This window comes from Streptomyces sp. GL_148, from assembly GCF_057834205.1.
This window is the reverse complement of record NZ_CM174396.1, coordinates 5226244-5252438: the sequence shown is the minus strand read 5'-3', so window position 1 is coordinate 5252438 and position 26195 is coordinate 5226244. Positions and strand designations below refer to the sequence as shown.

35 protein-coding genes are annotated in these 26195 nt (G+C 67.2%); 3 read left to right on the top strand and 32 right to left on the bottom strand.

Annotated features, from left to right (window positions below; genetic code table 11):
• Positions 1 to 86: 86 nt before the first annotated feature.
• The 25 genes from AC3IYI_RS24370 to AC3IYI_RS24250 all read right to left on the bottom strand — a co-directional run bounded on the left by AC3IYI_RS24370 (position 87) and on the right by AC3IYI_RS24250 (position 15490).
• A complete protein-coding gene (locus AC3IYI_RS24370) occupies positions 87 to 734 on the bottom strand; it encodes an adenylate kinase (protein ID WP_489405744.1) in 648 nt (215 codons plus the stop codon).
• Positions 734 to 2050: a preprotein translocase subunit SecY gene (secY, locus tag AC3IYI_RS24365; RefSeq protein ID WP_243333373.1), complete on the bottom strand. Its 1317-nt coding sequence runs from the start codon at positions 2048 to 2050 to the stop codon at positions 734 to 736. The genes AC3IYI_RS24370 and secY overlap by 1 nt, the downstream gene beginning before the upstream one ends.
• Before the next feature lie 186 nt (positions 2051 to 2236).
• Entirely contained in the window at positions 2237 to 2692 is a 456-nt protein-coding gene (rplO, locus tag AC3IYI_RS24360; protein ID WP_243333371.1) for a 50S ribosomal protein L15, read from the bottom strand.
• Position 2693: 1 nt separating this feature from the next.
• Positions 2694 to 2876, bottom strand: a complete 183-nt coding sequence (gene rpmD, locus AC3IYI_RS24355; RefSeq protein ID WP_112447741.1) for a 50S ribosomal protein L30 — start codon at positions 2874 to 2876, stop codon at positions 2694 to 2696.
• On the bottom strand, positions 2876 to 3478 hold the full coding sequence (rpsE, locus tag AC3IYI_RS24350; RefSeq protein WP_008739695.1) for a 30S ribosomal protein S5: 603 nt from the start codon (positions 3476 to 3478) through the stop codon (positions 2876 to 2878). The genes rpmD and rpsE overlap by 1 nt, the downstream gene beginning before the upstream one ends.
• A gap of 46 nt (positions 3479 to 3524) precedes the next feature.
• The gene (gene rplR, locus AC3IYI_RS24345; RefSeq protein ID WP_030008471.1) at positions 3525 to 3908 is read right to left on the bottom strand and encodes a 50S ribosomal protein L18; all 384 of its coding nucleotides are present in this window, start codon (positions 3906 to 3908) and stop codon (positions 3525 to 3527) included.
• Between the two features lie 2 nt (positions 3909 to 3910).
• Positions 3911 to 4450, bottom strand: coding sequence for a 50S ribosomal protein L6 (rplF, locus tag AC3IYI_RS24340; RefSeq protein ID WP_243333369.1), 540 nt, complete (start codon positions 4448 to 4450; stop codon positions 3911 to 3913).
• Positions 4451 to 4470: 20 nt separating this feature from the next.
• On the bottom strand, positions 4471 to 4869 hold the full coding sequence (gene rpsH / locus AC3IYI_RS24335) for a 30S ribosomal protein S8 (protein ID WP_008739698.1): 399 nt from the start codon (positions 4867 to 4869) through the stop codon (positions 4471 to 4473).
• A 223-nt stretch (positions 4870 to 5092) separates the two neighbouring features.
• Entirely contained in the window at positions 5093 to 5278 is a 186-nt protein-coding gene (locus AC3IYI_RS24330) for a type Z 30S ribosomal protein S14 (protein ID WP_003956452.1), read from the bottom strand.
• A gap of 5 nt (positions 5279 to 5283) precedes the next feature.
• Positions 5284 to 5835, bottom strand: coding sequence for a 50S ribosomal protein L5 (gene rplE, locus AC3IYI_RS24325; RefSeq protein WP_030008469.1), 552 nt, complete (start codon positions 5833 to 5835; stop codon positions 5284 to 5286).
• Positions 5835 to 6158 carry a 50S ribosomal protein L24 gene (gene rplX / locus AC3IYI_RS24320; RefSeq protein ID WP_215023444.1) on the bottom strand — a complete coding sequence of 108 codons (324 nt, stop codon included), beginning with the start codon at positions 6156 to 6158 and terminating at the stop codon, positions 5835 to 5837. The genes rplE and rplX overlap by 1 nt, the downstream gene beginning before the upstream one ends.
• A gap of 2 nt (positions 6159 to 6160) precedes the next feature.
• Complete coding sequence (gene rplN / locus AC3IYI_RS24315; RefSeq protein ID WP_003956455.1) at positions 6161 to 6529, bottom strand: 50S ribosomal protein L14; 369 nt, start codon at positions 6527 to 6529, stop codon at positions 6161 to 6163.
• 124 nt (positions 6530 to 6653) lie between these two features.
• Positions 6654 to 6935, bottom strand: coding sequence for a 30S ribosomal protein S17 (gene rpsQ / locus AC3IYI_RS24310; protein WP_243333368.1), 282 nt, complete (start codon positions 6933 to 6935; stop codon positions 6654 to 6656).
• Positions 6935 to 7159 carry a 50S ribosomal protein L29 gene (gene rpmC / locus AC3IYI_RS24305; protein WP_008739703.1) on the bottom strand — a complete coding sequence of 75 codons (225 nt, stop codon included), beginning with the start codon at positions 7157 to 7159 and terminating at the stop codon, positions 6935 to 6937. Before rpmC ends, rpsQ begins: the two co-directional genes overlap by 1 nt.
• Positions 7159 to 7578, bottom strand: coding sequence for a 50S ribosomal protein L16 (rplP, locus tag AC3IYI_RS24300; RefSeq protein ID WP_030026326.1), 420 nt, complete (start codon positions 7576 to 7578; stop codon positions 7159 to 7161). The genes rpmC and rplP overlap by 1 nt, the downstream gene beginning before the upstream one ends.
• A gap of 5 nt (positions 7579 to 7583) precedes the next feature.
• The gene (gene rpsC, locus AC3IYI_RS24295; protein ID WP_422524229.1) at positions 7584 to 8426 is read right to left on the bottom strand and encodes a 30S ribosomal protein S3; all 843 of its coding nucleotides are present in this window, start codon (positions 8424 to 8426) and stop codon (positions 7584 to 7586) included.
• On the bottom strand, positions 8426 to 8773 hold the full coding sequence (gene rplV / locus AC3IYI_RS24290) for a 50S ribosomal protein L22 (protein ID WP_007265904.1): 348 nt from the start codon (positions 8771 to 8773) through the stop codon (positions 8426 to 8428). Before rplV ends, rpsC begins: the two co-directional genes overlap by 1 nt.
• 43 nt (positions 8774 to 8816) lie before the next feature.
• On the bottom strand, positions 8817 to 9098 hold the full coding sequence (gene rpsS, locus AC3IYI_RS24285) for a 30S ribosomal protein S19 (protein ID WP_023539342.1): 282 nt from the start codon (positions 9096 to 9098) through the stop codon (positions 8817 to 8819).
• Between the two features lie 12 nt (positions 9099 to 9110).
• Positions 9111 to 9947 (bottom strand): 50S ribosomal protein L2, encoded by an 837-nt coding sequence (gene rplB / locus AC3IYI_RS24280; protein WP_112447748.1) that lies wholly within the window; start codon positions 9945 to 9947, stop codon positions 9111 to 9113.
• A gap of 39 nt (positions 9948 to 9986) precedes the next feature.
• The gene (rplW, locus tag AC3IYI_RS24275; RefSeq protein ID WP_030154694.1) at positions 9987 to 10310 is read right to left on the bottom strand and encodes a 50S ribosomal protein L23; all 324 of its coding nucleotides are present in this window, start codon (positions 10308 to 10310) and stop codon (positions 9987 to 9989) included.
• Positions 10310 to 10960, bottom strand: coding sequence for a 50S ribosomal protein L4 (gene rplD / locus AC3IYI_RS24270; RefSeq protein WP_030008466.1), 651 nt, complete (start codon positions 10958 to 10960; stop codon positions 10310 to 10312). The genes rplW and rplD overlap by 1 nt, the downstream gene beginning before the upstream one ends.
• A gap of 4 nt (positions 10961 to 10964) precedes the next feature.
• Positions 10965 to 11609 carry a 50S ribosomal protein L3 gene (gene rplC, locus AC3IYI_RS24265; RefSeq protein ID WP_112447750.1) on the bottom strand — a complete coding sequence of 215 codons (645 nt, stop codon included), beginning with the start codon at positions 11607 to 11609 and terminating at the stop codon, positions 10965 to 10967.
• Between the two features lie 14 nt (positions 11610 to 11623).
• Entirely contained in the window at positions 11624 to 11932 is a 309-nt protein-coding gene (rpsJ, locus tag AC3IYI_RS24260; RefSeq protein ID WP_003948644.1) for a 30S ribosomal protein S10, read from the bottom strand.
• A gap of 466 nt (positions 11933 to 12398) precedes the next feature.
• Complete coding sequence (locus tag AC3IYI_RS24255; RefSeq protein ID WP_489405743.1) at positions 12399 to 13538, bottom strand: hypothetical protein; 1140 nt, start codon at positions 13536 to 13538, stop codon at positions 12399 to 12401.
• Between the two features lie 152 nt (positions 13539 to 13690).
• Positions 13691 to 15490, bottom strand: coding sequence for a hypothetical protein (locus tag AC3IYI_RS24250; protein ID WP_489405742.1), 1800 nt, complete (start codon positions 15488 to 15490; stop codon positions 13691 to 13693).
• Between the two features lie 90 nt (positions 15491 to 15580).
• Here AC3IYI_RS24250 and AC3IYI_RS24245 point away from each other — a divergent pair, with 90 nt between their 5' ends.
• A complete protein-coding gene (locus AC3IYI_RS24245) occupies positions 15581 to 17245 on the top strand; it encodes a hypothetical protein (RefSeq protein WP_489405741.1) in 1665 nt (554 codons plus the stop codon).
• A 2-nt stretch (positions 17246 to 17247) separates the two neighbouring features.
• On the opposite strand, the gene AC3IYI_RS24240 is transcribed toward AC3IYI_RS24245, so the two are convergent.
• The 4 genes from AC3IYI_RS24240 to rfbD form a co-directional block, all read right to left on the bottom strand.
• On the bottom strand, positions 17248 to 18147 hold the full coding sequence (locus AC3IYI_RS24240; RefSeq protein WP_489405740.1) for a glycosyltransferase family 2 protein: 900 nt from the start codon (positions 18145 to 18147) through the stop codon (positions 17248 to 17250).
• A gap of 14 nt (positions 18148 to 18161) precedes the next feature.
• The gene (locus AC3IYI_RS24235; protein WP_489405739.1) at positions 18162 to 18575 is read right to left on the bottom strand and encodes a DUF2304 domain-containing protein; all 414 of its coding nucleotides are present in this window, start codon (positions 18573 to 18575) and stop codon (positions 18162 to 18164) included.
• A complete protein-coding gene (locus tag AC3IYI_RS24230) occupies positions 18572 to 19261 on the bottom strand; it encodes a glycosyltransferase family 2 protein (protein ID WP_489405738.1) in 690 nt (229 codons plus the stop codon). Before AC3IYI_RS24230 ends, AC3IYI_RS24235 begins: the two co-directional genes overlap by 4 nt.
• Positions 19262 to 19418: 157 nt before the next feature.
• Positions 19419 to 20288 carry a dTDP-4-dehydrorhamnose reductase gene (gene rfbD, locus AC3IYI_RS24225; protein ID WP_489411642.1) on the bottom strand — a complete coding sequence of 290 codons (870 nt, stop codon included), beginning with the start codon at positions 20286 to 20288 and terminating at the stop codon, positions 19419 to 19421.
• A gap of 269 nt (positions 20289 to 20557) precedes the next feature.
• On the opposite strand from rfbD, the gene rfbA reads away from it, so the two are divergent.
• Positions 20558 to 21433 (top strand): glucose-1-phosphate thymidylyltransferase RfbA, encoded by an 876-nt coding sequence (gene rfbA / locus AC3IYI_RS24220; RefSeq protein WP_489405737.1) that lies wholly within the window; start codon positions 20558 to 20560, stop codon positions 21431 to 21433.
• Complete coding sequence (gene rfbC / locus AC3IYI_RS24215; RefSeq protein WP_489405736.1) at positions 21430 to 22029, top strand: dTDP-4-dehydrorhamnose 3,5-epimerase; 600 nt, start codon at positions 21430 to 21432, stop codon at positions 22027 to 22029. Before rfbA ends, rfbC begins: the two co-directional genes overlap by 4 nt.
• A 181-nt stretch (positions 22030 to 22210) precedes the next feature.
• Here rfbC and tuf read toward each other — a convergent pair whose 3' ends face one another.
• The 3 genes from tuf to rpsG form a co-directional block, all read right to left on the bottom strand.
• On the bottom strand, positions 22211 to 23404 hold the full coding sequence (gene tuf, locus AC3IYI_RS24210) for an elongation factor Tu (protein WP_112447760.1): 1194 nt from the start codon (positions 23402 to 23404) through the stop codon (positions 22211 to 22213).
• A gap of 148 nt (positions 23405 to 23552) precedes the next feature.
• A complete protein-coding gene (fusA, locus tag AC3IYI_RS24205) occupies positions 23553 to 25682 on the bottom strand; it encodes an elongation factor G (protein WP_489405735.1) in 2130 nt (709 codons plus the stop codon).
• Between the two features lie 39 nt (positions 25683 to 25721).
• Entirely contained in the window at positions 25722 to 26192 is a 471-nt protein-coding gene (gene rpsG / locus AC3IYI_RS24200) for a 30S ribosomal protein S7 (RefSeq protein WP_215023410.1), read from the bottom strand.
• Positions 26193 to 26195: the final 3 nt, after the last annotated feature.

Here is a 26195-nt window from a genome sequence, read left to right as displayed (position 1 = left end):
CTTCGGATTCGGGTCTTTCAACAGTACGGCCGCGGCGTCCATGGGACACCGCGGCCGGGGCTGCACTACAGGTGAACTGCTTCTTACTACTTCTTCAGAGCGTCCATCGCGCGCTGCGTGACGTCCTTGACCTCGCCGAGGGCGGGGATCGTCACGAGCAGGCCCTGGGCCTTGTAGAAGTCGATGATCGGCTCGGTCTGCGTGTGGTAGACGTCGAGGCGGTTGCGCACCGTGGCCTCGGAGTCGTCCTCACGCTGGTAGAGCTCGCCACCGCACACGTCGCACACGCCGTCGGCCTTCGGCGCGGCGTAGTCGACGTGGAAGATGTGCTTGTTGTCCTTGCGGCAGGTGCGCCGCCCGGCGATCCGCTTCACGACCTCGTCCTCCTCGACCTCCAGGTCGAGAACGGCGTCGAGCTTGATGCCCTGGGCCTTGAGGATCTCGTCCAACGCTTCGGCCTGGGAGACGTTGCGCGGGAAGCCGTCGAGCAGGAAGCCGTTCGCGGCGTCCGACTGCTCCATGCGGTCCTTGGCCATGTCGATCGTGACCTGGTCGGGGACGAGGTCACCCTTCGACATGTAGGACTGGGCGCGCTGCCCGAGCTCGGTCTTCTGGCTGATGTTGGCCCGGAACAAGTCGCCCGTGGAGATGTGCGGGATCGACAAGGTCTCGGCAAGGACAGTCGCCTGCGTTCCCTTGCCCGCACCGGGCGGGCCGACGAGGACGATTCGCATCAGCGGAGGAACCCTTCGTAATTACGCTGTTGGAGCTGGCTCTCGATCTGCTTCACGGTTTCCAGACCCACACCCACGATGATCAGGATGCTCGTCCCGCCGAACGGGAAGTTCTGGTTCGCTCCGAAGCCGGCCAACGCCATCGTCGGCACAAGAGCGATCAGACCCAGGTACAGCGACCCCGGCCAGGTGATCCGGTTGAGTACGTAGCTCAGGTACTCGGCGGTAGGCCGACCGGCGCGGATGCCCGGAATGAACCCACCATACTTCTTCATGTTGTCTGCAACTTCCTCGGGGTTGAACGAGATCGCCACGTAGAAGAACGCGAAGAAGACGATCAGGAGGAAGTAGGTGGCGATGTAGTACGGGTGGTCGCCCTTGACGAAGTGCTTCTGGATCCAGGTGGCCCAGCCTGCGGTGGAACCGCTGAACTGCACGACCAGTGCCGGGATGTAGAGCAGCGACGAGGCGAAGATGACGGGGATGATGCCCGCCTGGTTCACCTTGAGCGGGATGTAGGTCGAGGTACCGCCGTAGGCACGGCGACCGATCATGCGCTTCGCGTACTGGACCGGGATCCGGCGCTGCGCCTGCTCGACGAAGACCACCAGACCCACCATCGCGAGGCCGACCAGCATGACCACGCCGAACTCGACCCAGCCGTCCGCGATCTTGCCCTGCTCCTTGATGGCCCACAGGGATCCGATGAAGCCCGCGGCGATCGAGATGAACATCAGGATCGACATGCCGTTGCCGATGCCCCGGTCGGTGATGAGCTCACCGAGCCACATGACGACACAGGTACCGGCGGTCATGGTGAGCACCATGACGACGGTGGTGAAGATCGACCGGTCGGGGACGATCTGACTGGCGACCGAGCAGTTCTGGAACAGGGCGCCGCTGCGGGCGGTGGCGACGAGGCCGGTGCCCTGCAGGATCGCCAGCGCGACCGTCAGATAGCGCGTGTACTGGGTGATCTTCGACGTGCCGGCCTGGCCCTCTTTCTTGAGGGTCTCCAGCTTCGGGATGACCACGGTCAGCAGCTGCAAGATGATGCTCGCCGTGATGTACGGCATGATGCCGAGCGCGAAGATCGTGATCTGCAGCAGGGCACCGCCACTGAACATGTTGACCAGACCGAAGAGCCCGCCGTTCTGGCCGGACGCCTGATCGACGCAGATCTGGACGTTCGTATAGCTCACGCCCGGTACGGGGACGTGGGACCCGAGCCGGAACAGCACGATGATGCCGAGCGTGAAGAGCAGTTTCTTGCGCAGGTCGGGCGTCTTGAACGCCCGGGCGAACGCGGTTAGCACGGTGCCTCCTGCGACCCCCGCGCTACTGCGTCAGAGGTGACGGTCTGAGGGATCGACGAATGTGTACAAGCAAAGGTGCAGGCCACCTTACCGGCGTCTGCACCTTCCATGGAACGACCAACCGGGGATGCCCCTTATGTGAGGCATCCCCGGTCGGGTTTCTAGCTATTTGTCACTGAGGTCGTCTTAGACGAGCTCGGTCACAGAGCCACCAGCGGCGGCAATCTTCTCCTTGGCGGAGCCGGAAACGGCGTCAACCGAAACCTGCAGCGCCACGGAGATCTCGCCCTGGCCCAGGACCTTGACGAGGCTGTTCTTGCGAACCGCGCCCTTGGCGACCAGGTCGGCCACCGTGACTTCTCCACCCTCGGGGTAGAGAGCGCCGAGCTTGTCCAGGTTCACGACCTGGAACTCGGTGCGGAACGGGTTCTTGAAGCCCTTGAGCTTCGGCAGACGCATGTGGAGGGGCATCTGCCCACCCTCGAAGCGCTGCGGGATCTGGTAGCGGGCCTTCTGGCCCTTCGTACCACGACCGGCCGTCTTACCCTTCGACGCCTCACCACGACCGACACGGGTCTTCGCGGTCTTGGCGCCGGGGGCGGGACGGAGGTTGTGGGCCTTCAGCGGGCTGCTCTCAGCCATGTTAGTCAACCTCCTCAACCGTCACGAGGTGGCGGACGGTGTGAACCATTCCGCGGAACTCGGGGCGGTCCTCCTTGACGACGACGTCGTTCAGGCGCTTGAGCCCGAGCGAACGCAGCGTGTCACGGTGGTTCTGCTTGCTGCCGATGTACGACTTGATCTGCGTGACCTTGAGGCGAGCCATTACGCACCCGCCCCAGCACGTGCACGGAGCAGAGCCGCGGGGGCGACGTCCTCGAGGGGCAGACCACGGCGAGCCGCGATCTCCTCGGGACGCTGCAGGCCCTTGAGGGCCGCCACGGTCGCGTGCACGATGTTGATCGCGTTGGAAGAACCAAGCGACTTCGACAGGATGTCGTGAACGCCGGCGCACTCCAGAACGGCGCGCACCGGGCCACCGGCGATAACACCGGTACCGGGGGCGGCCGGCTTCAGCAGCACGACGCCCGCGGCACGCTCACCCGTGATCGGGTGAGGAATGGTGCCCTGGATGCGCGGAACCTTGAAGAAGGACTTCTTGGCTTCCTCGACACCCTTGGCAATGGCCGCGGGAACTTCCTTGGCCTTGCCGTAACCGACACCTACAGTGCCGTCACCGTCGCCCACCACGACCAGCGCGGTGAAGCTGAAGCGGCGACCACCCTTGACAACCTTGGCGACGCGGTTGATCGCGACAACGCGCTCAACGTAAGCGGTCTTCTCGGCGGCAGGGCCACCGTCGCGACCCTTCCGGTCCCGCCGCTCGCCGCCACCGGCACCGCTTCCGCGGCGCTGGGGTCCAGCCATTGGATTACCTCTCTCTGTTACGTCCGTGAGTCCCGGAAAACGGGGCTTAGAACTTCAGCCCGGCTTCGCGGGCGGCGTCAGCCAGAGCGGCAATGCGCCCGGCGTATCGGTTGCCACCGCGGTCGAACACGACGGTCTCGACACCCGCGGCCTTGGCACGCTCGGCGACGAGTGCGCCGACGGCCTGGGCCTGCGAGCTCTTGTCGCCTTCGCCACCACGGATCGAAGCGTCCAGGGTCGACGCGGACGCCAGGGTGTGACCCTGGAGGTCGTCGATGACCTGAGCAACGATGTTGCGGTTGGAACGCGTCACGACGAGGCGCGGACGCTCCGCCGTACCCGAGACGTTCTTGCGGATGCGGATGTGGCGGCGGGCCTTGGCGGCACGCTTGTACGCGTCGCCCTTGGCGATCTTTACACCGTATGCCATGGCTACTTACCAGCCTTTCCGACCTTGCGGCGGATGACTTCGCCGGCGTACTTGACACCCTTGGCCTTGTACGGGTCGGGCTTCCGCAGCTTGCGGATGTTGGCGGCGACCTCGCCGACCTTCTGCTTGTCGATGCCCTCGACCGAGAACTTGGTGGGCGACTCGACCTTGAAGGAGATGCCCTCGGGCGCCTCGATCAGGATCGGGTGGCTGTAGCCAAGCTGGAACTCCAGGTTGGAGCCCTTCGCGGCGACGCGGTAACCGACACCGCTGATCTCGAGCGCCTTGACGTAACCCGTGGTCACGCCGGTGATCATGTTCGCCACCAGCGTGCGGGACAGGCCGTGCAGGGCCTTGTTCTGACGCTCGTCGTTGGGGCGGGTGACGTTCAGAACGCCATCCTCACCCTTGACGATCTCGATCGGCGCCTTGACGGTGAGTGCGAGGGAACCCTTGGGGCCCTTCACAGCCACTGCCTGGCCGTCGATGGTGACGTCCACACCGGCGGGAACCTGGATGGGGAGCTTGCCGATTCGCGACATTGCTTTTCCTCCGTTCCCGACTACCAGACGTAGGCGAGGACTTCCCCACCTACGCCCTTCTTGCCTGCCTGCTGGCCGGTGAGCAGACCGTGGGACGTGGAGATGATCGCCACGCCCAGGCCGCCGAGCACCTTCGGCAGGTTGGTGGACTTTGCGTACACACGCAGACCGGGCTTCGAGATCCGCTTGATGCCCGCAATGGAGCGCTCGCGGTTCGGGCCGAACTTCAGCTCGAGGACGAGGTTCTTGCCGACCTCGGCGTCCTCGACCTTCCAGCCGGTGATGAAACCCTCCTGCTTGAGGATTTCTGCGATGTGCGACTTGATCTTGCTGTGCGGCATCACGACGGAGTCGTGGTACGCCGAGTTAGCGTTACGCAGACGCGTGAGCATGTCTGCGATCGGGTCAGTCATGGTCATGAAGTGGCCTTCGGCCTCTCTCGCCGGGGTTTCCTGTATGCGCCATCCCTCTCCCCACTCAGTGGCGGGACGGGTGCGGCGCGGGGACCTACGGCGTAGTAAGTCGTTATGGGCGACGGACGCCCAACCACACAAGCCTAAGGCATGCGCGGCCGGGCATCCGCCGACCAGATGCTTACCGAGAGTGCCTGGAAGTTCCCAAGTCCTTGCGGACGAGAGGGAATTACCAGGAGCTCTTGGTCACGCCCGGCAGCTCGCCACGGTGAGCCATCTCACGAAGGCAGACGCGGCACAGGCCGAACTTGCGGTACACGGAGTGGGGGCGACCGCAGCGCTGGCAGCGGGTGTACGCACGCACACCGAACTTGGGCTTGCGGGCAGCCTTCGCGATGAGAGCCTTCTTCGCCATCTCGCTTACGCCTCCTTGAAGGGGAAGCCGAGGTGACGAAGGAGCGCGCGGCCCTCAGCGTCGTTGGTCGCCGTGGTAACCACGGTGATGTCCATACCCCGGGTACGGTCGATCTTGTCCTGGTCGATCTCGTGGAACATGACCTGCTCCGTGAGACCGAAGGTGTAGTTGCCACGGCCGTCGAACTGCTTCGGCGACAGACCACGGAAGTCACGGATACGCGGCAGCGCGAGCGACAGCGTACGGTCCAGGAACTCCCACATGCGGTCACCACGGAGGGTGACGTGGCAGCCGATCGGCTGACCCTCGCGCAGCTTGAACTGCGCGATGGACTTGCGGGCCTTCGTGACGGCCGGCTTCTGACCGGTGATCGTCGTCAGGTCCTTGATGGCGCCGTCGATCAGCTTGGAGTCGCGGGCGGCGTCGCCCACACCCATGTTGACCACGATCTTCACGAGGCCGGGGATCTGCATGACGTTCTCGTAGGAGAACTCTTCTCGCAGCTTGCCCGCAATGTCCTCGCGGTACTTCGTCTTGAGACGCGGAGTGGTAGCCATCAGATGTCCTCACCCGTCCGCTTGGCAACGCGGATCTTGTTGCCCTCGTCGTCGAAGCGGAAACCGACGCGGGTAACGACCTTCTGGCCGTCCTTCTCCACAACCAGCTGAACGTTGCTGACGTGGATCGGCGCCTCGGTGATCACGATGCCACCGGTCTGCGAGCCACCAGCGGTCTGGCCGGCCTTGGTGTGCTTCTTGACCCGGTTGACACCCTCGACCAGGACGCGGTTCTCAGTAGGGATGGCCAGAATGACCTTGCCCTGCTTGCCCTTGTCCTTACCGGTGATGACCTGAACCAGGTCGCCCTTCTTGATCTTCATGCTTACAGCACCTCCGGCGCGAGCGAGATGATCTTCATGAACTTCTTCTCGCGCAGCTCACGGCCCACCGGGCCGAAGATACGGGTGCCACGAGGGTCGCCGTCGTTCTTCAGAATGACGGCGGCGTTCTCGTCGAAGCGGATGTACGAGCCGTCCTGGCGGCGGCGTTCCTTCACGGTGCGAACGATGACCGCCTTGACGACGTCACCCTTCTTCACGTTGCCACCGGGGATCGCGTCCTTGACGGTGGCAACGATGACGTCACCGATGCCCGCGTAGCGGCGCCCGGAGCCACCGAGAACACGGATGCAAAGGATCTCCTTGGCACCAGTGTTGTCGGCGACACGCAGTCGCGACTCCTGCTGGATCACGTCTATCTCCTGTTTGTCTGCCGGTTCCCGGCGGGGGTTTCACTCCGAAGAGCTACCGCCCCCACCGAGCCTGGCGGAACGAACCTGAGGGGCCCCTGGGCTTGATGCCCAGGGCCTCAGATGATTACTTGGCCTTCTCGAGGATCTCGACGATGCGCCAGCGCTTGCTCGCCGACAGCGGACGCGTCTCCATGATGAGGACGCGGTCGCCGACGCCGGCAGCGTTCTGCTCGTCGTGCGCCTTGAGCTTGTTGGTACGGCGGATGACCTTGCCGTAGAGCGCGTGCTTCACGCGGTCCTCGACAGCGACGACGACGGTCTTGTCCATCTTGTCGCTGACGACAAGACCCTCGCGGGTCTTGCGGAAGCCGCGGTCAGTCGTCTCAGTCACGTTCTTCTCGCTCATCAGGCGCTCTCCACCGTCTCGATACCGAGCTCACGCTCGTGCATCAGGGTGTAGATGCGAGCGATGTCCTTACGGACGGACTTGAGCCGGCCGTTGTTCTCCAGCTGACCCGTGGCCGCCTGGAAGCGCAGCTTGAACAGCTCTTCCTTGGCCTCGCGCAGCTTGCCAACGAGCTCCTCGTTACCGAGCTCACGCAGCTCGGACGCCTTGGTTCCCGTCGCCATCACGACTCACCTGCCTCGCGCCGAACAATCCGGCACTTCATCGGAAGCTTGTGAGCAGCGCGGGTGAGCGCCTCACGAGCAATCTTCTCGTTCGGGTAGGACAGCTCGAACATGACCCGGCCCGGGTGCACGTTCGCGATCCACCACTCGGGAGAACCCTTACCGGAACCCATGCGGGTCTCGGCAGGCTTCTTCGTCAGGGGACGGTCCGGGTAAATGTTGATCCAGACCTTGCCGCCACGCTTGATGTGGCGGGTCATCGCGATACGAGCCGCCTCGATCTGGCGGTTCGTCACGTAGGCGGGGGTAAGCGCCTGGATGCCGTACTCGCCGAACGAGACCTCAGTACCGCCCTTGGCCATACCGCGGCGCTTCGGGTGGTGCTGCTTGCGGTGCTTGACCCTACGAGGGATCAGCATGTCGGTCAGGCCTCCGTTCCGGTGCTCTCAGCCGGAGCGGCGGCGGGAGCGTCGGCCTTGGGGGCCTCGGCACCAGCAGCCTGCTGCGGCTTGCGGCCACCACGGCCGCCGCGCTCGCCACCACGGCCACCACGGCCGGCGGGACGGTCGCTAGCGCCGGCGGCACCACGGGCCGGGCGGTTACCCGCACGGGCCGCAGCGTTCTCGGCGCGAACCTCGGCGATGTTCTTGACGTCGCCCTTGTAGATCCAGACCTTCACACCGATACGGCCGAAGGTGGTCTTGGCCTCGAAGAAGCCGTAGTCCACGTTCGCGCGGAGGGTGTGCAGCGGCACACGGCCTTCGCGGTAGAACTCGGAGCGGGACATCTCGGCGCCGCCGAGGCGACCGCCACACTGGATCTTGATGCCCTTGGCGCCGGCCTTCATCGTGCCCTGCATGCTCTTACGCATGGCGCGACGGAAGGAGACGCGGGAGGAGAGCTGCTCGGCAACGGCCTGCGCGACCAGCTGAGCGTCGACCTCGGGGTTCTTGACCTCGAGGATGTTCAGCTGGACCTGCTTGCCCGTGAGCTTCTCGAGGTCACCGCGGATGCGGTCGGCCTCGGCGCCACGGCGGCCGATGACGATGCCCGGACGAGCGGTGTGGATGTCCACACGCACGCGGTCACGGGTGCGCTCGATCTCAACCTTCGAGATGCCGGCGCGCTCCATGCCGGACGTCATCATCCTGCGGATGGCGACGTCTTCCTTGACGTAGTCCTTGTACAGCTTGTCGGCGTACCAACGCGACTTGAAGTCGGTGGTGATGCCGAGCCGGAACCCGTGCGGGTTTACCTTCTGGCCCATTACCGGGAACCTTCCTTGCTGCTGACGACCACGGTGATGTGGCTGGTCCGCTTGCGGATCCGGTAGGCACGGCCCTGGGCACGCGGACGGAACCGCTTCAGGGTCGGGCCCTCGTCCACGTACGCCTCGCTGATGACCAGCGTGGAGGCGTCCGGGTGGTTGTAGTTGTGTGCGGCGTTGGCAATGGCGCTGTCGAGCACCTTGCCAACCGGCACGCTCGCGGCCTGCGGGGCGAAACGCAGGACCGCCTGAGCCTCCGTGGCATCCATGCCACGGATAAGGTCCACCACTCGGCGGGCCTTCATGGGCGTGACGCGGATGTACCGCGCCTGGGCCCTGGCTTCCATGGTTGTCCCTTCGGTGTAAGTCATAGTCGTAACCACCCCGCCTTTAGCGGCGCTTCGACTTCCGGTCGTCCTTGACGTGGCCGCGGAAGGTGCGAGTCGGCGAGAACTCGCCGAGCTTGTGGCCGACCATCGACTCGGTGACGAACACCGGGACGTGGATCTTGCCGTTGTGCACCGCGATGGTGTGACCCAGCATGGCCGGGATGATCATCGAGCGACGGGACCAGGTCTTGATGACGTTCTTGGTACCGGCTTCGTTCTGTACGTCCACCTTCTTGATGAGGTGTCCGTCGACGAAGGGTCCCTTCTTGAGACTGCGCGGCATCTAAACCCGCTCCTAGCGCTTCTTGTTCGTCTTGCGGCGGCGGACGATGTACTTGCTCGAAGCCTTCTTCGGCGAGCGAGTACGACCCTCCTTCTGACCCCACGGGGAGACCGGGTGACGACCACCGGAGGTCTTACCCTCACCACCACCGTGCGGGTGGTCGACCGGGTTCATCGCGACACCGCGGACGGAGGGGCGAACGCCCTTCCAGCGCATGCGGCCGGCCTTGCCCCAGTTGATGTTCGACTGCTCGGCGTTGCCGACCTCACCGACGGTCGCGCGGCAGCGCGCGTCGACGAGACGGATTTCACCGGACGGCATACGAAGGTGGGCCATGGTGCCCTCCTTCGCCAGCAGCTGCACGGAGGCACCAGCGGAGCGGGCGAACTTGGCGCCGCCACCGGGACGGAGCTCGATCGCGTGGATCGTGGTACCGACCGGGATGTTGCGGAGTGCCAGGTTGTTACCGGGCTTGATGTCGGCCGTGGGGCCGTTCTCAATCCGGTCGCCCTGCTTCAGGTTCTTCGGCGCAATGATGTAGCGCTTCTCACCGTCGGCGTAGTGCAGGAGCGCGATGCGCGCAGTGCGGTTGGGGTCGTACTCGATGTGCGCGACCTTGGCCGGCACGCCGTCCTTGTCGTGACGACGGAAGTCGATCACACGGTAGGCGCGCTTGTGGCCGCCACCCTGGTGTCGAACCGTGATCCGACCGGTGTTGTTACGGCCGCCCTTGCTGTGCAGGGGGCGGACCAGCGACTTCTCCGGCGTGGACCGCGTGATCTCGACAAAGTCGGCGACGCTGGAGCCACGACGGCCCGGGGTCGTCGGCTTGTACTTGCGGATACCCATTTCTCAGTCCTCGTCCGATTCCGGACGACTAGACCTCCGTTAGGAGGCCTGGCCGCCGAAGATGTCGATTCGGTCGCCCTCAGCGAGGGTCACGATGGCGCGCTTGGTGTCAGCGCGCTTGCCGAAACCGGTCTTGGTGCGCTTGCGCTTACCCTGACGGTTGATCGTGTTGACCCCGGTGACCTTGACCCCGAAGACCGCCTCGACGGCCTGCTTGATCTGAGTCTTGTTGGAGCCGGGCGCGACGATGAACGTGTACTTGTTCTCGTCCAGCAGCGCGTAGCTCTTCTCCGAGACAACCGGCTTGATCAGCAGGTCGCGCGGGTCAGTGAAGGTCTTGCTGGTAACGGTCGCCTCAGACATCAGGCGTCGCTCCCTTCGGTCTCATCGGCCTTGGGGCCAGACACGAAGGACTCGAAAGCGGCCTGAGTGAAGACCACGTCGTCAGAGACGATCACGTCGTACGTGTTCAGCTGGCCCGGCTCCAGGATGTGCACCTGGGGCAGGTTGCGGGCGGACAGCCACGCAGCCTCGTCGGCGCGCTCGACGACCAGGAGCAGGTTCTTGCGCTCCGAGATCTTGCCGAACAGCGTCTTGGCGGCCTTCGTGGAGGCGGCACCCTCGACCACGCCGGTGACGACGTGGATGCGGGAGTGACGCGCACGGTCCGAGAGGGCACCGCGGAGGGCGGCGGCCTTCATCTTCTTCGGGGTCCGCTGCGAGTAGTCACGCGGCTGCGGGCCGTGGACGACGCCACCGCCAACGAACTGCGGAGCGCGGGTGGAACCCTGGCGAGCGCGGCCGGTGCCCTTCTGGCGGTACGGCTTGCGGCCACCACCACGGACTTCGCCACGACGCTTGGTCTTGTGCGTGCCCTGACGGGCAGCAGCCAGCTGAGCGACAACGACCTGGTGGATCAGCGGAACGCTGGTCTTCGCGTCGAAGATCTCCGCGGGGAGCTCGACGGTACCGGCCTTGTCGCCTGCCGGCGAAAGGATGTCAATGGTGCTCATTACCTCAAGCCCCCTTGGCCGCGGTACGGACCAGGACGAGGCCGCCGTTCGGACCGGGGACCGCACCCTTGATGAGGAGCAGACCCTTCTCCGCGTCAACCGCGTGGATGGTCAGGTTCTGGGTGGTGACGCGCTCGTTACCCATACGACCGGCCATGCGCATGCCCTTGAAGACACGCCCAGGGGTGGCGCAGCCACCGATCGAACCGGGGGAGCGGTGCTTGCGCTGGACGCCGTGCCCGGCGCCGAGGCCCTTGAAGTTGTGACGCTTCATGACACCGGCGAAGCCCTTGCCCTTGCTGTTGCCCGTGACGTCAACCTTGACGCCGGACTCGAACACGGCAGCCGTGATCTCCTGGCCGAGCGTGTACTCGCTGGCGTCGGAGGTACGGAGCTCCACCAGGTGGCGGCGGGGGGTGACGTCGGCCTTGGCGAAGTGACCCTTGAGGGGCTTGTTCACCTTGCGCGGGTCGATCTCGCCGAAGGCGATCTGGACCGACTCGTAGCCATCGATCTCGTTCTTACGGACCTGGGTAACAACGCAGGGCCCGGCCTTGACCACGGTCACCGGGACGACACGGTTGTTCTCGTCCCAGACCTGGGTCATGCCGAGCTTCTCGCCCAGGACGCCCTTGATCTGCTTTGCCATCTTCTCCGTGCCTCTCAGAGCTTGATCTCGATGTCAACGCCGGCCGGAAGGTCCAGGCGCATCAGCGAGTCAACGGTCTTGGGCGTCGGGTCGAGGATGTCGATCAGGCGCTTGTGAGTGCGCATCTCGAAGTGCTCGCGCGAGTCCTTGTACTTGTGCGGCGACTTGATGACGCAGTACACGTTCTTCTCAGTGGGCAGCGGCACCGGGCCCGCGACCGACGCACCAGTGCGCGTCACCGTCTCGACGATCTTCTTCGCCGACGAATCGATGACCTCGTGGTCGTAGGCCTTGAGCCGGATGCGGATCTTCTGTCCCGCCATGGCTACTCCGTAGTCCTGTCTGTTGTGGAAACGCTCTGGTCCTCGGCCGGCTGCGGATCGCTCCGCCGCTCTCCTCCGACCCACGCGGTCGGGCGTGTCGCGCTCCCTCTACAGAAAATTCCCATACGGAAATTCCCTCGTCCAAGGGGGCGCGGTCCCAAGACCGCAGATCGGGGGCAAACACCCACCGAGTACCTGGCAGGCACCGTGCTGACGCTTCCCAGAAGATTCCCGTACGTCCGCCCCATTGCTGCCCCGAGAGGCAGGTAAGGCGACGAGTACTGTGGGACTCGCTTCCGGTCCTCCCGGCGGGAGGCGCGCAGCATCGGCACACGGCCGAGCAACTTGAGTAGTCTGCCATACGAGACGCGTATGGCGCCAATCGGGCGGAAGAGAATACCCCGCCACGCTGAGTGGTCAAACTGCACCACGCGGCGGGGGTCCCCGTCCCTCGTCCAGCGCCCGTTCAGGACCGCGAGATCGCGCCGCAGCCCCCGTCCTGTCCGGCTTCCGGGCTCTTGCTGCGGTCGTACGGGTCCACCGGGGTGCCGGAGGGCGTGGGCCCGGCGGGGGCGTCCGCGTCGAAGACGGGGTGCAGGAATCCGTCGTGGACGTCACACGCGCTGTTGGCCAGGTCCACGTCGACGCTGTCGAGCCAGAGCTTCCCCTCGGTGGCCTGCCACCTGCGCGGGTCGGCCACGGAGAAGGTGATCAGGCGCCGCACGATGGTGCGCTTGACCTCGTCCGCGCCGGGCGTCGCCTTGATGAACGGGTACACGAACGTGTAGTCGACCAGCACGCTGGCCCTGCCCGGCCCCTGGCCGGGCTCCACCCACATCCGGCCGCGGACCTTGACCACGTCGCCCGCGGGCTTCAGTTCGGCCGGGTCAGCCCGGGTGAGGAGTTCCAGCGGGTCGTTCTCCGCGCTCGGGGCAGCCAGGGACTGCTCCAGGTGGCTCGGGCCCTGCTTCAGCTTGGGATCGAGCAGGTCCAGCACCGCCGTCGGGCGCTCCCCGCGCAGGGTCGCCGGGTCCAGGTTGGCCGCGATCAGGAACTGCTTGACCTTCGCCAGCGCGTCGGCGACCTTCTCCTTGCTCATGCCGCCGACGGCCTGCGCCTGCGGCACCTCGATGCCGGCCGCCCCGTCGGCCCACTGGAGGGCCGGGGAGCCCCGGAAGGGATCCGCGAGCGTCGGCCGGTCCGGGTCCACCGAGGTGGGCGCGCCACTCGGGCGCGCCGTCTCGGCCGGCAGCCGCTGCCCCGCCTTCGCGTCCCGCGCGTCCTTCCCGGTGACCTTGTCCATGACCAGCTCCGGCCGGACGGCGATCAGCGCGAGGGCGGCGACGACGGCGATGGCCAGCGCCGCCTTGAGCCGGCGCCCGCCCCTCCCCCGCTCCCGCGCGGCGACGCCGGCCCGCCATGCGGGCGGCCCGCCGGGGCCGCGCCGGGCCTCCTCCTCGCGCAGCCGCGCGGTCACCATGCGCGCCCGGGCGGACGGCTCTTTCGGCGCCTCCCCCGCGCCCGCCTCGGCCTGCGCCAGGAACCGCGCCCAGTCCTCGTCGGAGACGGCCTGGCCGTCCGATCCGTTCTCGTCCCTCTTCCCCATGTCCCCCACCCCCGCCTGCGGACCCCTGTCACCTGGCGAAGTAGCCAGTGACGTCCGCGATCAGCCGTACCGTCGTCGATGCAGAAGCCGATCTTCCCATCGGCCATGGGTTCGATCACCCGGCCCGCGGGTCCGGATCGCTGCGCAGGCCCTCAGCGGTAACGCCAGAGCACCCATCCGTGCCTCTGGTCCACCACGGCCACGTACCAGCCCGCGGGCGCCGCCGGCCAGGCGTCCTGCGGTCTCGCGTCCTTCGGGTTCAGCCCCAGTACGGCCGCGTCCGCGGCGGCCGGCGGCTCCTCACCGTGCCTGAGGTCCCTGGTCCAGACCCGGCCCTCGTACACCTCGTACCCCTGGGCCATCCGCAGGTCCCAGTCGGCGCTGTGGTCCATCACCAGGTTCTCGCCCGGCTCGAGGTCCGCCGACTTGGTGAAGCCGGTGGCACTGGCCTTGCGCTGCTTCGCGTGCGGCTCGGCCACGTTCGAGGTGACCGCGACCGTCGCGTAGGCCGCGAACAGGGCCAGCGACACCGCCACGGCCCAGACCACCCGGCGCCCGCCGGCCAGCCGGAAGAGCACGCAGACGGCGAACACCAGCAGGGCGCCGGCGAGCGTGCGCCCCATGTGCAGCCTCGTCCACTCCGAGGCCAGGAACAGCGCGTCCGGCATGCCCCACGGGATGATGCCCACCCTGTGGAGGCCCTTGCCGACCACCAGGACGACGAACTCGGCCGTGACCACGGTGAACAGCACCGCACCCATCACCAGCCGCAGCAGCGCACCGGCCCGCGCCCGCGCCAGCACCAGGGCGCCCACCACGAAGAAGGCGGGCACCAGCGGGGCCAGGTAGCGGGCGTAGATCCAGTTGTCGATCCGGCCGTGGTCGTCCGGCAGTCCCGCGGCCGAGGCGAGCGCGATCCCGCACAGCAGGGCGACCATGACGAAGGAGACCACCCGCGAGGCCCGGGTGAAGCGGGAGCTGAACACCGCGAACACGCACAGGGCGACGGCGAGCGCGCCGAAGCCCCAGGACGAGACGGAGAAGTACCAGAGCTGGCCGACGGTACGGGTCACCGTGCGGCGCAGCAGTTCGGGGTCGACCAGGCCGTCCAGGACCTTGGTGCCCACCGAACTCGGCGGCGTGTCCTTGAACTGCGCCTCCAGCCAGGCGGCCAGCAGCCGGGCGCCCAGCACGGAGACGGCCAGTCCGCCCCAGGCCGCGAGCGTGGAGCGCAGCGGCGCCCATCGCAGGACGAGCGCGCCCACGAAGACCGCCGCCGTGAGGGCCACCACCACCCCGCCGCGGTCGTGCACCGCCATGGAGTAGCCGGCCAGCAGACCGGCCCCCGCCCCGTACCACGTGCGGCGGCGCGCCTCGCCCTCGCTGAGCCAGCCGTGCAGCGTGGTCAGCCAGCCGAGGAGGACCACCGGGAGCACGGTGTCGGACATGGCGAACTCGGAGTAGAAGACCACGGGCGGCATCAGCGCGGCCGCCGTGGCCATCAGGAACGAGAGGCCCTGGGACAGGTCCAGCCTGCGCAGGGCGGCGTAGGCCAGGAGGAAGACGAGCGCGTTGAGCAGCGTGTTGATGCCCATGACCAACTGGTACGCGGTGACCGGATCGTCCGCGATCCGCAGGGCCGGGGAGATGAGCAGCGCATAGCCGCCGGGGATGACCGATCCGACCGGCATCTCCGTGGTCGTCCGCCCGGCGAGCACCCGGGCCAGCACGAGGTACGAGGACTCGTCCGCGTGGACCGCCGGATAGGCCTTGCCCCACACCAGGGAGAGGCGGAACAGTACCTGCGCCGCGTATCCGGCCGTGAGCGCCACCGGCCAGAACCACCGCCGGCTGACGAAGGACGCCCACAGTGCGAGCAGTTGCCCGGTCCCGGCCGGCTTCCCGACCCGCTCAGGAGCGGACGTGTCGTTCACTCCGACCTTGTCCAACATTTCGGTTCCCGCCTTCAACTCTGGTACGTCCTGTTCACGTTGGGACCGCTCGCCAAGGCGGGCGGCATCCTGGAGGTAAAGTCCGCGGACATGACCGTCACCGCTCCCGCGCCCGTCCCGGTAGCCGAACACCGGGCCGCCCCGAGCGGCTCCAGTGGCCGCATACCGCGCACCCTCGCCCTCACGGCCGCCGAGGCGGCCGTGTCGGTTCTCGCAGCACTGCTGCTCATCGTCCTGAGCAAGCGCCTCGCCGTGAATCCCATCCAGCGGGTCGGGCAGGTCAGCGGACTGGCCGGCATCCAGCTGCGGCTGCTGGTCCTGCTGGCCGCGACCGTCGTGCTCTACCTGGTCCTGTCCCGGTGGCTGCCGGGTGCGGCGGTGCGGATCAGCGCGGCGGCCGTGGCCGGCCTGGCCACCGGTGTGACCGCGAGCGGCAGTGTGGTGGCCCTGCGGGGAACCAGCTGGCCGTACAACGGGTACGGCGGTGACATCGGGAACCTGCAGCAGTGGGCGTTCCACGTCATGGACGGGGTGCCCCTGCTGGCCGAGTACCCGCCCGGCTTCCCGCACCTGCTGGCGTGGGTCTCCCAGCTGTTCTTCGACGGCAACGCCTCGCTCGCCGTCAAGTGGGTGATGATCGGCTTCCTGGCGGTCTCCGGCCCGGTCGCGTACCTGGCCTGGCGCATGCTGCTGCCCCCGCTGTGGGCCCTCGGCATCGGTGTCACGGCGTCCCTGACGCTGATCGAGCCGTACAAGCCGTACTCCCCGGTCGTCCTGATCGTCGTCATCCCCGTGCTGGCCAAGCTGGTGCAGGTGGTGACGGAGTCCTCGCAGCTCGGCCGGAAGCGCTCGCTCGCGATCGGTGGCGGTATCGGAGCGCTGCTCGCCGCGCTGTTCCTGCTGTACGCGGGCTGGTTCGTGTGGTCCGCGGTCGGCGTCGTCGTCCTCTTCGCCGTGGTGCTGACGGGCCGCGCCCGCGCGGGCGGGAAGCGCGCACTGCTGGACGCGCTGCTGCCGCTGGCGGCCGCCTCCGTCGTCTTCCTCGCACTGGCGGGGCGCTACATGCTCCGGCTGCTCGGCGCGAGCGGAGCGACCCGGGACACGTACTTCTACTTCGACACCGCCACCGACCCGGCCTACTTCGCCTCGTCGGGTACCGCCTTCCCCGGCCCGCTGCGCTCCCTCGGATGGCCGCTGCCCGGCGAACTCGGCGGCGTCGGCCTCTTCACCATCCTGCTCGTCGTCGGCCTGGGCGCGGCCATCGCGCTCGGCCTGCGCCAGCCGCTGGTGCTGACCCTGGCGGCCTGCACCGGCAGCGCCTTCCTGCTGCGCTACTGGTACGCCTCGCACATGGCGGGCGACGGCGCCGTTCAGCTGTACCCGCGCACCAGCCTGCAGATCGTCTACTGCATGCTCGCGCTGTCGGGCGTGGCCCTGTACCTCGGCGTGCAGCGCGTCAAGGCGTGGATCCGGGCGAACGAGACGCGGCTGCCCGGCCGGGAGGCCCTGCGGGCGGCCGGGCGCAGGCCCCGGGCCGCCGTGATCGGGGTCCTGGTCTCGCTCGGGCTCCTCTTCGGCTCGGCCGGCTCGTCCACGGCCGACGCCTACATGCCCAGGCCCCCCTCCGAGAACACCCTCGGCACCCTGGCCTGGTCGGCGCACTCGACGGGAATGCCCAACGGAAAGTGCCCGAAGTACGCGCCTCGCGGCAAGTGCTCGGCGTACGACCCTCTGAAGCGCACGAAGAAGAACTGAGCTCAGCTCCGTCCGGTGGTGAAGGCGTGCCGGGCCAGCGTGCGGACGCCGGCCCGGTGCCCTCGCCACAGTGCGCCGGGCAGCATTCTGAGCGCGTGCAGGCGGGAGGCGTGGTGGAGGCGGGCCGCGCGGGCGGCCCTGGGCCAGCCGCGGGCTTCCATCCGCTCGGCGACCGCCGAGAAGTAGCGCTCGGCCTCGGTGAAGCGGGTCCCGGAGAGGGCCTGGGCGGAGGACTCGCTGGCCGCGTGCCGGCGGTACTGGAAGACCGTGGTGGACTCGTCGATCACCATCCGCTCGCCGGCTTCGAGCAGGTCCACGACGAGGGCCAGGTCCAGGACCACCGAGTAGCCGTCCCGGAAGTTCACCTGGCGCAGCGCCGGGCCGCGCCAGGTGATCGACGGGAAGTAGAGCCAGTTCCCGCGCAGCACGCTGGCGGCCGGCGCCTCACCGGCCATCGGTCCTCGGCCCTTGAGCCGTGGGGCGAACATCCACTGCTTGGCCAGGTCGGTCAGGCCGCGCGCGACCCGGCCCGCGCCGTCGATCACCTCGACGCCGGGCTGGACCATGCCGACGCCGGGGTGGGCGTCGAGGATCCCGCGCACGGTCTCCAGGTAGTGCGGGTGCAGCAGGTCGTCGCAGCCCATGATGACCACGTGGTCGGCCTCGGAGAGCTCGACGCACTTCTGGAAGTTCTTCGTGATGCCGAGGTTGCGCTCGTTGCGGAGGTACCGCACCCGCGCGTCACCCAGCCCCTCGAACCAGCCGGGCACGTCCGGCTCCCGGCCGTCGTCGATCACGACGAGCCGGAAGTCGGGGTCGGTCTGGGCCAGGACGCTGCGGACGGCGTCCTGCAGCTGCCTCACGTCCCCGTAGTACGGGAGCATGAAGTCGAAGGACCCCATCGGGCGTCAGGCCTTCACGGCGTCCGCGCCGAGGAGGGCCCGGCGCCGACCGGCCCGGACGCGTCCTCAGGCGTACCGAGCCGGACGTCGTTGTGCCGGACGCCTTCGCTGATGGCGACCGTCCGGGCGAGGTCGGTGATCTTCTGCTCCAGCGAGCGGAAGCGCAGGTAGGTGTTGAGCGTGAGGAAGCCCATCGCGAGGACCATCACGTAGAGCACCAGGTCGGTGCCCCGGCCGACACCGAGGTGCTGGGCGACCCAGGTGACGTCGGTCGGGCGGAGCACCGCGTACACGTTGACGACGACGAACACCGAAAAGGCAATTCGCTTCCAGGCCCGGTTCGTGGCCTGGCTCCAGGTCCGAATGAACATCAGCGCCATGGAAACCGAACCGGCGATGAGCAGGAGCTGGATCCAGAAATATTTCATCGACGCCCACGCTCCCGCAGTGAAATATCAAAAACGATGTTGACGCCGTTGATCAGGGACTGGCCCTTGGCCCGCGAGTAATCGGTGTAGAGGATGTCCACCGGAATCTCGGTGACGCGCAGGTCGGAGCCCGCGAGGAAACCGACGAGCTCGGAGGCGTGGGCCATGCCGTTCATGGTGATGTTCAGCCGCTCGGCGGCCGCACGACCCAGGACGCGCAGACCGTTGTGCGCGTCGGTGAGCCCCAGTTTGCGTGCGGTGGGGCTGACCGCGGCGGCCGTGCGCAGCACGACCTGTTTGATCCACGGCACCTGGCCGTTCCGCTCGATGAACCGGGAGCCGAGCACCACGTCGGCGTCGCCGGCCCGCAGGACCGCGACCATCGTCTCGACGTCCTTGGTCTGGTGCTGGCCGTCCGCATCGAAGGTCGCGAAGTACTGTGCGCCGGGCTGGGAGAGTGCGTAGGTGAGACCGGTCTGCAGGGCGGCGCCCTGACCGAGGTTGACCGGGTGCCGCACCAGGTGGGCGCCGGTGGCCGCTACGTGTTCGGCCGAGTCGTCGGTGCTGCCGTCGTCGACGACGACGATGTTCGGAAACGTCTTGCGGGCCGCCTCGACCACGTCGGCGACCACTCGGCCCTCGTTGTAGGCGGGGATGACCAGCCAGACATCGTCGTATTCGGACACGGCAGCAGCTCCAACGGAACGAGGCACGTACGCGTGCCAGGCCTCTCACGGCGGCCGTATCTCGGGGCCCCAGGCGCCCCAACGTAGCGAGTTCGGGTTTCGCGAAGCTGGCGCGCAGGCAACGTCCACGCGCACAGCGTGGTGTCCCGCGGGGTCCTCAACCCACCCGGCTGTCCCGGGCCGGCCGGGCCAGAGCGGTGAAGCCGGGGGTCTTGAGGGCGTCGGCCAGTTGCTCCCGCCAGTCGCTCATCGGGGCCAGGCCCACCCGGGCCCAGCGGTCGTGTGCGAGAACGCTGAAGGAGGGCCGGACCGCAGGCCGGACGAAGGACCCGGAGGTGGTCGGACGGATCCGCTCGGGATCCAGCCCGCACTGCCGGTAGACCTCGCGCGCCAGCCCGAACCAGGTGGTCGCACCGCTCGCGGTGCCGTGGTAGATGCCCGCGGGGGCCCGGCCGTCCAGGGCGGCCCGGCCGAGCTCGACGAGCCGCTGGGCGAGCGCAACCGACCAGGTGGGCTGGCCCTGTTGGTCGTCGACCACGTCCAGGGTGTCCCGTTGGGCGGCCAACTTGAGCATGGTGGAGACGAAGTTGGGGCCGTGCTCGCCGTACAGCCAGGCGGTGCGGACCACGTAGCCGTCCTGCGGCAGGAGTTCGGCCACGGCCTGCTCGCCGATCAGCTTGGAGCGGCCGTACGCGTTCACCGGCCCGGTGGCCGCGTCCTCGGCGTAGGGCTCCGAAGCGTCCCCGGGCAGCACGTAGTCGGTGGAGATCTGCAGCAGCCGCGCACCGTGCGCGGCACAGGCCTCGGCGAGGATCCGTACGCCGGCGCCGTTCACGGCGGCAGCGGCCTCCTCGGCCGTCTCGGCACCGTCCACGTCGGTCCAGCCGGCGCAGTTGACGACGAGGGTGACGCCCTTGAGGGCGGACCGGACGGCGGCCGGGTCCGTGATGTCGAGCTCGGCACGGCTGAGGCCGGCGGCCTCGATCGCATGGCGCTGCAGTTCGGCCGAGACGTCCTGGCCCAGCATTCCGGCCGCGCCCGTGACGAGCCAGCGGCCCTTCCCCCGGTCACCGGTCACTTCTGCGGTGCCGCCTTCGCTTCGGCCCGCGGGGCGCATCCATATTCGGCGCCTCCGTTGTCGTAATGCGGAATGCCCTTGTCCGATAACCGGTCGCTGCGTCTGGGCCGGAATCCGCCCCTCACCAGGATGCACATGAAGTGAACAGTAGCTGCGGGGTACGTTCGATATGGTCCGAAACGGAAACTGCTCCGCCCCTCTCGCATAGGGTCGTGCCCATGCGTGGAATTCTCTTGGCCGGCGGCACCGGATCCCGACTATGGCCGCTGACGCGGGCCGTGTCGAAGCAGCTGCTGCCCGTCTTCGACAAGCCGATGATCTACTACCCGCTCTCGACTCTGGTCATGGCCGGGATCAGCGAGATCCTCGTCATCACCACCCCGGACGACCGCGCCCAGTTCGAGCGCCTGCTCGGCGACGGCTCGCAGTTCGGCATCCGGCTCGAGTACACCGTCCAGGAGCACCCCGAAGGCATCGCCCAGGCCTTCGTGCTCGGCGCCGACTTCATCGGCGACGACTCCGTCGCCCTGATACTCGGCGACAACATCTTCCACGGCAGCGGCCTCGGCACCCGCCTGGCGCAGCACACCGACTCCAAGGGCGGCCGGGTCTTCGCGTACCCGGTGGCGGACCCGACGGCGTACGGCGTCGTCGAGTTCGACGAGGACGGCCAGGCCATATCCATCGAGGAGAAGCCGGCCAAACCCAAGTCCCGGTACGCCGTGCCCGGTCTGTACTTCTACGACAACCAGGTCGTGGAGATAGCCCGCGGCCTGAAGCCCAGCGCCCGGGGGGAGCTGGAGATCACCGCCGTCAACGACGCGTACCTCCAGGCCGGTCAGCTGAACGTCACCATCCTCGACCGCGGTACCGCCTGGCTGGACACCGGCACCTTCGTCTCGATGGTGCAGGCCTCGGAGTTCGTGCGGGTGATCGAGGAGCGTCAGGGCTTCAAGATCGGCTGCGTCGAGGAGGCCGCCTGGCGGGCGGGCCTGATCGACTCCGCTCAGCTGCGCGCGCTGGCCGAGCCGCTCACCAAGAGCGGTTACGGGGACTACCTGATCGGTCTGCTCGAAGAGGAGGCCGCACGATGAAGTTCCGCGAGCTGTCCATCGGGGGCGCGTTCGAGATCACGCCCCAGCAGCACGGGGACCCGCGCGGCATGTTCATGGAGTGGTACCGCTTCGACCACCTCGCCGAGGTCGTCGGGCACCCGCTGAACCTGGCGCAGGCCAACCTCTCGGTCTCCCAGCGCGGCGTGGTCCGCGGCATCCACTTCGCCGACGTCCCGCGCGGCCAGGCCAAGTACGTCACCTGCGTGCGCGGCGCCGTGCTCGACGTCATCGTGGACATCCGGGTCGGCTCCCCGACCTTCGGCCGCTGGGAAGGCGTCCGCCTGGACGACCTGGACCGCCGCGCCGTCTACCTCCCCGAGGGCATGGGGCACGGCTTCTGCGCGCTGACGGACGACGCCACCCTGTCCTACCTCTGCTCGGAGACGTACAACCCGACGGCCGAGCACTCGGTCCACCCGCTCGACCCCGACCTGGGCATCGACTGGCCGGCGGACGTCCCGCTGCTGTCGGCCCGCGACGACGCGGCCCCTTCGCTGACCGAGGCCACCGCGTCCGGCCTGCTGCCGGACTACGCCGCCTGCGTCGAGTTCACGGAGTCCCTGCGGGTGACGTAGCCGCCGCGCACGGAGCCGCGTACGCGAGCACGTGGGCCCGCACGACCGCGCCCGTGCGACTAACCCGTACGGCTGAACCGGTACGGCAAAGGGCCCCTCCCCCGTCGCGTGAACGACGGGGAAGGGGCCCTTATGTCAAACATGGTGCCCGCTCGCGCGAGCTACCAGGTCAGAACACGAATTACTTCGTGATCTTGGTGACCTGGCCGGCGCCCACGGTACGACCACCCTCACGGATGGCGAACTTGAGGCCCTCCTCCATGGCGACCGGCTGAATCAGCGTGACCGTCATCTCGGTGTTGTCGCCCGGCATGACCATCTCCGTGCCGGCCGGCAGGGTGACGACACCCGTGACGTCCGTGGTACGGAAGTAGAACTGGGGACGGTAGTTGTTGAAGAACGGGGTGTGACGGCCACCCTCGTCCTTCGACAGGATGTACGACTGGGCCTCGAACTCGGTGTGCGGGGTGACCGAACCGGGCTTGATGATGACCTGGCCGCGCTCGACGTCCTCGCGCTTGATGCCACGGAGGAGCAGACCGACGTTCTCGCCCGCCTGGCCCTCGTCGAGCAGCTTGCGGAACATCTCGATACCGGTGACCGTGGTGGTGGTCTTGGTCTCCTTGATACCGATGATGTCGACGGTCTCGTTGACCTTCAGGACACCACGCTCGATACGGCCGGTGACGACGGTACCGCGACCGGTGATCGTGAAGACGTCCTCGACGGGCATGAGGAACGGCAGCTCGGTGTCACGCGGCGGGGTCGGGATCGCCTCGTCGACGGCAGCCATGAGGCCGAGAAGCTTCTCGCCCCACTCCTTGTCGCCCTCGAGCGCCTTCAGCGCGGAGACGCGGACGACCGGAAGGTCGTCGCCCGGGAAGTCGTAGTCGGAGAGGAGCTCACGAACCTCGAGCTCGACGAGCTCCAGGATCTCCTCGTCGTCCACCATGTCGGCCTTGTTCAGGGCGACGACGATGTACGGAACGCCGACCTGGCGGGCCAGGAGCACGTGCTCCTTGGTCTGCGGCATCGGGCCGTCGGTGGCGGCGACCACGAGGATCGCGCCGTCCATCTGCGCGGCACCGGTGATCATGTTCTTGATGTAGTCCGCGTGACCCGGGCAGTCGACGTGGGCGTAGTGACGCGCCTCGGTCTGGTACTCGACGTGCGCGATGGAGATGGTGATACCGCGCTGGCGCTCTTCGGGAGCCTTGTCGATCTGGTCGAAGGCCGAGGCCTCGTTCAGGTCCGGGTACGCGTCGTGCAGCACCTTGGTAATGGCGGCCGTGAGGGTCGTCTTACCGTGGTCAATGTGACCGATGGTGCCGATGTTGACGTGCGGCTTAGTCCGCTCGAACTTCGCCTTCGCCACGGGGTCCTCCTGGAGAGTGGTTCTGTACGCCTTGCTCATCGGCGCCAGGTGATCTTTGCTGGATAGCCGGTACCCCGGGGCAACGGGAGGGTTGCTCCTGTTGCCCCTGAGGCTCCGGTGACAAGCCTAAAGCGTGTACTCGGAAGAGTTACTCGCCCTTGGCCTTCGCGATGATCTCCTCAGCGACGTTCCGGGGAACCTCGGCGTAGGAGTCGAACTGCATCGAGTAGCTGGCGCGACCCGAGGTCTTGCTGCGGAGGTCTCCGACGTAGCCGAACATCTCCGAGAGGGGCACGAGGCCCTTCACGAGGCGAGCACCGTGACGCTCCTCCATGGCCTGAATCTGGCCACGACGGGAGTTGATGTCACCGATGACGTCACCCATGGACTCCTCCGGCGTGGTGACCTCGACGGCCATCATCGGCTCGAGGAGCACGGGAGAAGCCTTGCGCGCGGCCTCCTTGAACGCCTGCGAACCGGCGATCTTGAAGGCGAGCTCGGAGGAGTCGACCTCGTGGTAGCCACCGTCGAGAAGAATGACGCGGACGCCGGTCATCTCGTAGCCGGCGAGGATGCCGAACTTCATGGCTTCCTGCGCACCCGCGTCGACCGAGGGGATGTACTCCCTCGGGATGCGGCCACCGGTGACCTTGTTCACGAACTCGTACGCGGGACCGTCGGCCTCGAGGATCGGCTCGATCGCGATCTGCACCTTGGCGAACTGACCGGTACCACCGGTCTGCTTCTTGTGGGTGTAGTCGTGACGCTCCACCGTCTGGCGGATCGTCTCGCGGTAAGCGACCTGCGGCTTGCCGACGTTGGCCTCGACCTTGAACTCGCGCTTCATACGGTCGACCAGCACCTCGAGGTGCAGCTCGCCCATACCGCCGAGGATGGTCTGGCCGGTCTCTTCGTCCGAGTGAACGTGGAAGGAGGGGTCCTCCTCCGCGAGAGACTGGATGGCGACACCCAGCTTCTCCTGGTCACCCTTGGACTTGGGCTCGATGGCGACCTGAATGACCGGGGCCGGGAAGTCCATGGACTCCAGGATGACCGGGTTCTTGTCGTCACACAGCGTCTCACCGGTGGTGGTCTGCTTCAGGCCCATGACGGCGACGATGTCACCGGCGCCCACCGCTTCGATCTCTTCACGCTTGTTCGCGTGCATGCGGTAGATCTTGCCGATGCGCTCCTTCTTGCCCTTGACGGAGTTCAGCACCGCAGTGCCGGCCTCCAGGCGGCCCGAGTAAACCCGGACGAAGGTGAGCTTGCCGAGGTGCGGGTCGCGCATGATCTTGAACGCGAGCGCCGCGAGGGGCTCCTCGTCAGACGGCTTGCGCTTCACGACGACCTCGGCGTCCCGGACGTCGTGGCCTTCGATGGCCTCGATGTCCAGGGGCGACGGGAGGTAGCGGACGACGGCGTCGAGCAGGGGCTGAACGCCCTTGTTCTTGAACGCCGTGCCACAGAACACCGCGGTGACGGTGGCACCCTTGTCGCCCTTGGAGCCGATGATGATGCGGCGCACAGCCTCGTGCAGCTGCTCGACGGTGGGCTCGACGCCCTCGAGGAACAGCTCCATGATCTGGTCGTCGTTCTCGGCGACCGTCTCGACCAGCTTGGCGTGCCACTCTTCAGCGGCTTCCTTGTGGGTGTCCGGGATGTCGACGATGTCGTACATCTCGCCCTTGGTCGCCTCGGCGGACCAGACGAACGCCTTCATGGTGACCAGGTCGACAACGCCCTGGAAGTCCATCTCGGCACCGATGGGGAGCTGCATGACGATCGGAACCGCACCGAGGCGGTCCTTGATCATGTCGACACAGCGGTGGAACTCGGCGCCGGTGCGGTCCAGCTTGTTGACGAAGCAGATGCGCGGGACGCCGTAGCGGTCCGCCTGACGCCAAACGGTCTCGGACTGCGGCTCCACACCGGCGACACCGTCGAACACGGTGACGGCACCGTCGAGGACGCGGAGCGAACGCTCCACCTCGACCGTGAAGTCAACGTGACCCGGGGTGTCGATGATGTTGATGGTGTGGTCGACGTCTTCGAGCGGCCAGTGGCAGGTCGTCGCGGCAGACGTGATCGTGATGCCGCGCTCCTGCTCCTGCTCCATCCAGTCCATCGTGGCAGCGCCGTCGTGGACTTCACCGATCTTGTAAGACACACCGGTGTAGAACAGGATGCGCTCGGTGGTGGTCGTCTTGCCCGCGTCGATGTGAGCCATGATGCCGATGTTGCGCACCTTGGCCAGGTCAAGCGAAGTGGTAGCCATATCGGCTCAGTCTTCTCTCGGTCTCGATGTGGGTTGGGACTACCAGCGGTAGTGCGCGAAGGCCTTGTTGGACTCGGCCATCTTGTGCGTGTCCTCACGCTTCTTGACGGCAGCGCCAAGACCGTTGGACGCGTCGAGCAGCTCGTTCATGAGGCGCTCGGTCATCGTCTTCTCGCGGCGGGCGCGGGAGTAACCCACGAGCCAGCGCAGCGCGAGGGTCGACTGACGACCCGGCTTGACCTCGATCGGCACCTGGTAGGTGGCGCCACCGACACGGCGGGACTTGACCTCAAGCGACGGCTTGACGTTCTCCAGCGCGCGCTTCAGCGTGATGACCGGGTCGTTGCCGGTCTTCTCGCGGAGGCCTTCCATGGCGCCGTAAACGATGCGCTCGGCGGTGGAGCGCTTGCCGTTCAGGAGGATCTTGTTGATGAGCGACGTCACCAGAGGAGATGCATAGACCGGGTCGATGATGACCGGGCGCTTCGGGGCGGGGCCCTTACGAGGCATTTT